The organism is Streptomyces sp. NPDC041796 (assembly GCF_055590785.1).
Map to the genome: position 1 here is coordinate 1 of NZ_JBVJAH010000015.1, position 5,428 is coordinate 5,428.

Consider the following 5,428-nt stretch of genomic DNA (forward strand, 5'->3'; position numbering starts at 1 on the left):
CCCCCCCCCCCCCCCTCCCCCCCCCCCCCCCCCCCCCCCCCCCCCCCCCCCCCCCCCCCCCCCCCCCCCCCCCCCCCCCCCCCCCCCCCCCCCCCGGGCCGTGATCACGCGTGGTGGCGGCGCAGCACTCTGAAGGCGATGACCGTGGCGACGGCCGCGAGGGCGAGGACGATGCCGGTCTCGACGAGCTGGAGTGGCCAGAAGTGGTCGCTCGGGTGGTGGACGGCGTACCACTGTTTCGCCGAGCGCGCCTCCCGGCACCCCGGCGGCGCCAGGGAGCCCGGCTGGAGGCAGTCGTGGATGCGTTGACCGGAGGGCGTGATCAGGCCCATGTCGAGCTGCCAGGCGCCGCTGCCCAGCTCGCCGCGGGACTTCTTCCACACCTGCTCCACGGGGGTCCAGAAGCCGGACCGCCACCGTTCGCACAGGATCATCACCAGGCCGGTGACGGCGAGCGTGATGCCCCCGGCGGGCAGCGCTCGCCGCACCAGCAGGCCCGCGAGCGCGCCGACGGCCAGGGCGAGCAGGCCGTACGCGAGGACCGCGGGGCCCATCGCGACGAAGACGTCCGTGTAGTGCCACCGGTCGGACAGCCTTCGGGGGGCGGAGCCGCGGGCCCAGCGGTACAGCAGCGAGAGGATCGAGAATCCGGCGGTGATCACCACGGCGGGGAGCACGAGCTTGGTGGCGAACCAGCGGCCGGGCGTCACGGACTGGGTCCAGGCGAGGCGGGCCGTGCCGCGTTCCATCTCCCCGCCGAACAGCACGGCGCCGGCGTAGAGGGCGACGGCCAGCGGGAGCCAGGCGATGACGGTGGCGGCGAGACTCATGTCTCCGGCGAAGTCGGAAAGCGGCGCCCGGAAGAACGCGGCGTCGCAGAGCGGTACCCCGGGCTTGGCGGGTGTGGCGCACGACGTGGGTGACGCCGCGGCCTCCTGACCTTCCGTGCGCAGCCACACCAGGGCGACGGCGGCGAGCGCGAGGAAGGCGCCGGATATCAGCAGCGCCCTCCGGTGCACCCGTAGCACCGTCCAGGTCAGCCCCCGCGGGGCGAGGGCGCTCACGCCGCCACCTTCCCGTCCACGGCCGGGGAGGCGCTCGGGGTGAGGAGGGCCGGGGCCTCGGGGGAGCGGAGGTGGGCGAGCAACAGGTCCTCCAGGGACGGTTCGGTGGTCTGCCAGGACGTGGTGTCGACCGGGCCGTCGTGGCGGACGAGCGCGGTGAGCTGGCGGCCCGTGACGCGGGACTCCACGACCGTGTGCGGGGCGAGGTCGCCGACGGGGCCGGTGACCAGGGTGTGGGCGGCCAGGATGTCGTCGATGCCGCCGCCGAGGCGGACCCGGCCGCCGTTGACGAACAGCAGGTAGTCGCAGGCGCCCTCCAGCTCGCCGAGGATGTGCGACGACATCACGACGGTCGTGCCGCGCTCGGCCGCGTCCGCCATGAGGATGCCCATCAGCTGGTGGCGGGCGAGCGGGTCGAGGTCGGCCATCGGCTCGTCGAGCAGGAGCAGTTCGGGGCGCTTGCCGAGCGCGAGGGCGAGTGCGACGCGGGTGCGCTGGCCACCGGAGAGGGTACGGATGCGGGCCCCGCGGTCGAGCGGGGCGACGACGCGGTCGGCCGTGTCGGCGTCCCAGCGGCCGGGGTTGAGTTCGTGGCCCATGCGGAGGGTGTCGGCGATCGTGAGCTGCGGGTACAGCGGCTTGTCCTGGGCGACGTACGCCACGCGCTCGCGGGCGGACGCCGGGTCGGTGCCGAGGATCCGGACCGTGCCGGCGGTCGGCCGTGTCAGGCCGGCGGCCAGGGCGAGGAGCGTGGACTTGCCGGCGCCGTTGGGGCCGACGAGCGCGCAGATGCGGCCGGCGGGGAGCCGGAAGGCGCAGTCGTGCAGGGCGGGTTGCCGCCGTCCGTACCGTTTGGTGAGGCCGTGGGCCTCCAAGGCGCTGGTCATGAGTGGTCCCCCTCGTAGAGCTGTTCGAGTACGGAGGTGAAGAGCGCCGTCACGTCGTCCCGCTCCAGTCCGGCCGCGCGGGCGCGGGCGGCCCAGTCGGCGAGCTCGCCGCGCAGCGGGGAGTCGGCGGGGGCGCTGCCCAGGGTCCTCCGTACGAAGGTGCCGAGGCCTCTGCGCGCCTCGACGAGGCCCTCCCGTTCGAGCTCGCGGTAGGCCTTGAGCACGGTGTTCGGGTTGATGGCGGTGGCTTCGACGACCTCGCGTGCCGTGGGCAGTTTGTCGCCGGGTTCCAGCAGGCCCAGGCGGAGGGCCTGTTTGGTCTGCTGGACGATCTGGAGGTAGGTGGCGACGCCGCTGCGCCGGTCGATGCGGTACTCGACCACGTCCTTGCACCACCCTTTCACTAATCAAGTAGTGAAAGGGTGGTGCAAGAGAGGGCGAGGTGTCAACACCTCGCCCTGCTCTCAGGCCCCGCGCGTCACGTCTCCGAGCGGTACATCAGGTCCACCTCGTGCGTGGAGAAGCCCATCCCCTCGTACACCCGCACCGCCGCCGTGTTGTCCGCGTCCACGTACAGCATCGCCGTCGGGAGCCCCTCGGCCGCCAGGTGCCGCAGCCCGATCGCGGTCAACGCCTTGCCGAGACCGCCACCCTGCGCGTCGGGGCTCACGCCGACGACGTACACCTCGCCGAGCTGCTCCTCGGCGTGCACCTTCGTCCAGTGGAAGCCCACGACCTCGCCGTCCGGCTCCCGTACGGCGAGGAAGAAGCCCTTCGGGTCGAACCACGGCTCGGCCTTGCGGTCGTCCAGGTCCCGCTGCGTCAGCGCGCCCTGCTCGGGGTGGTGGGCGAACGCGGCGGCGTTGACGGCCAGCCAGGCCGCGTCGTCCTGGCCGGGCACGAAGGTGCGCACGACGATGCCGGGCGGCAGCACCGGCTCGGGGATGTCCGACAGGTCGGCGAGCGGCCGGCGCATCTGCCGCAGCTCCCGGAACAGGGTCAGCCCGAGCACCTGCGACAGGTGGCGGGCGGCCGACTTGCCGCCGTGCGCCCACACGCGCAGCCGCTTGCCCGAGGCGGCGAGCAACGCCGAACCCAGCGCCCTGCCGTGGCCCCGCCCCCGGTGCGAGGGGTGGACGACCAGCTCGGCGGCCGGGGCCTCGACGGGGTCGGTGTCCTCCAGTTGTGCGTAGCCGACCAGCTCGCCGCGGACGCTGAGCAGCAGGTGGGACACCCCTTCGCGCCGCCCGCCGCGCAGCTGGAGCCGCCCCTGTTCGGAGACGGCCTGCATGCCGTCGGTGCGGGCCGCGTCGGCGAGGAGGGCGAGGACGTCCTGGGCCTGCTCGTGGGTGAGCTCGTCGAAGGTGTCGATACGGCGGCCGGGCTCGAGGGCCGGTACCGGGGCGTCAGTCGTCATGCGTACGAGCCTACGGCGGCCGATGGCAACCGGCTTGTAACCCTCCACCCCCTGTTGCGCTACGCGCGTTGACCCTAGGCTGCGCTGGGCCGTACACGACTTGTTGACCACGAGGGGACAGATGTCAGCGACACCGAAGAAGAACCGTGCGGGGCGGCGGATACTCGCCACCGCCGCCGGACTGGCCACCGTCGGCGCGATGGTCGCCGCCCTGCCGGCCGGCGCCGACGACCGCGGCAAGCCCGCCGGCCACCACCCGGGCCGCACCGTCGACGTGCAGCTGCTCTCCTTCAACGACCTGCACGGCAACCTGGAGCCGCCGGCCGGTTCGTCCGGGGAGGTCACCCACCAGCACGCGGACGGCACGACGGAGAAGATCAAGGCGGGTGGCGTCGAGTACCTCGCCACGCACCTGCGCACCGCGCGCCAGGGCAACCCGTACTCCGTCACCGCCGCCGCCGGTGACATGATCGGCGCCTCCCCGCTGATGTCGGGCCTCTTCCACGACGAGCCGACCATCGAGGCGCTCAACAAGCTGAAGCTCGACGTCTCGTCCGTGGGCAACCACGAGTTCGACGAGGGGGCCAAGGAGCTGGCCCGGATGCAGAACGGCGGCTGCCACCCGACCGGCGGCTGTTACGAGGAGGGCAAGACCTTCCCCGGCGCCCAGTTCCCGTACCTCGCCGCCAATGTGACGAACGAGAAGACGGGCAAGCCGATCCTGGACCCGTACTTCATCTGGGAGCGCAAGGGCGTCAAGATCGGTTTCATCGGGGTGACCCTGGAGGGCACGCCGAACATCGTCACCGCCGAGGGCGTCAAGGGCCTGAAGTTCGGTGACGAGGTCGAGACGATCGACAAGTACACCAAGGTCCTGGAGCGCAAGGGCGTCAAGTCGATCGTCGCCCTGATCCACGAGGGCGGTGCGCCGGCCTCGTCCTCGTACAACTACAACTGCGACAGCCCGGGGGCCGGCGACGGCATCTCCGGCCCGGTCGTCGACATCGCGAAGAGGCTGAACCCGCAGGTCGACGCCCTGGTCACCGGCCACACCCACCAGGCGTACGTGTGCACCGTCCCGGACCCGTCCGGCAAGCCGCGCATGGTCACCTCGGCGTCCTCGTACGGCAAGCTCTACACGGACACGACGCTGACCTACGACCGCCGGACCAAGGACATCGTGCGTACGTCGGTGGAGTCGGCGAACCACGTCGTGTCGCGTGACGTGCCGAAGGCCGCCGACATGACGTCGCTGATCGAGCGCTGGAACACGCTGGCCGCGCCGATCGCCAACAGGCCGCAGGGCTACATCTCCGCCGACATCAACGGCCGCGGCTCCACGGACTACGAGAAGCCGCTCGGCGACCTGATCACCGACGCGCAGCTCGCCGGGCTCGCCCCCGCCGACAAGGGCGGTGCGCAGATCGCGCTGATGAACCCGGGAGGCATCCGCTCGGACCTGGTGTACAAGGCGTCCGGCGCCGAGGGCGACGGGGTGGTGACGTACGGCGAGGCGTTCACCGTGCAGCCGTTCACCAACATGATGAACGTGGTCGACCTGACCGGTGCTCAGCTCATCGCGGGTCTCCAGCAGCAGGTCAGCGGCTCGAACGAGGCCTCCCCCAAGATCCTCCAGGTCTCGAAGGGCTTCACCTACACGCTCGACATGACCAAGACGGGCGCGGCGCGTGTGGTGGCCGACTCGGTGAAGCTGAACGGTGAGCCGATCGACCCGGCCAAGACCTACCGCGTCGCGATGAACGAGTTCCTCGCGGGCGGCGGCGACGGCTTCCCGGCCCTCGCCCAGGGCAAGAACAAGCTGGTCGGCGCGTCCGACCTGGACGTCTTCAACGCCTACCTGGCGGCCAACTCGTCGGCGAGCGCGCCGATCGCGCCGCCGAAGGCCGACCGGATCACGGTCGTCAAGTAGGACGCGGTACGAGCGCGGGGGGGGGGGGGGGGGGGGGGGGGGGGGGCACAAAGCAAGTGCTTGGCGGGAAGGGTGTGTGGGGGTTGGCGCCCCCAGGGTGGGACGGGGGAAAGGCAGGAGCGGCCTTCTT

5 protein-coding genes are annotated in these 5,428 nt (G+C 72.2%); 1 reads left to right on the plus strand and 4 read right to left on the minus strand.

Going from position 1 to position 5,428, the window contains the following annotated elements:
• Positions 1–104: 104 nt before the first annotated feature.
• From ACZ6C1_RS27175 to mshD, 4 genes are all read right to left on the minus strand, one after another.
• Complete coding sequence (locus ACZ6C1_RS27175) at positions 105–1,064, minus strand: hypothetical protein (protein ID WP_469244107.1); 960 nt, start codon at positions 1,062–1,064, stop codon at positions 105–107.
• Entirely contained in the window at positions 1,061–1,951 is an 891-nt protein-coding gene (locus tag ACZ6C1_RS27180) for an ABC transporter ATP-binding protein (protein WP_469244109.1), read from the minus strand. Before ACZ6C1_RS27180 ends, ACZ6C1_RS27175 begins: the two co-directional genes overlap by 4 nt.
• Positions 1,948–2,334 (minus strand): GntR family transcriptional regulator, encoded by a 387-nt coding sequence (locus ACZ6C1_RS27185; protein ID WP_351820082.1) that lies wholly within the window; start codon positions 2,332–2,334, stop codon positions 1,948–1,950. Before ACZ6C1_RS27185 ends, ACZ6C1_RS27180 begins: the two co-directional genes overlap by 4 nt.
• 95 nt (positions 2,335–2,429) lie before the next feature.
• Positions 2,430–3,368, minus strand: coding sequence for a mycothiol synthase (gene mshD, locus ACZ6C1_RS27190; RefSeq protein WP_469244110.1), 939 nt, complete (start codon positions 3,366–3,368; stop codon positions 2,430–2,432).
• Positions 3,369–3,489: 121 nt separating this feature from the next.
• Between mshD and ACZ6C1_RS27195 the strand changes: the two genes are divergently transcribed.
• Positions 3,490–5,298: a bifunctional metallophosphatase/5'-nucleotidase gene (locus tag ACZ6C1_RS27195; RefSeq protein WP_469244112.1), complete on the plus strand. Its 1,809-nt coding sequence runs from the start codon at positions 3,490–3,492 to the stop codon at positions 5,296–5,298.
• Positions 5,299–5,428 lie beyond the last annotated feature (130 nt).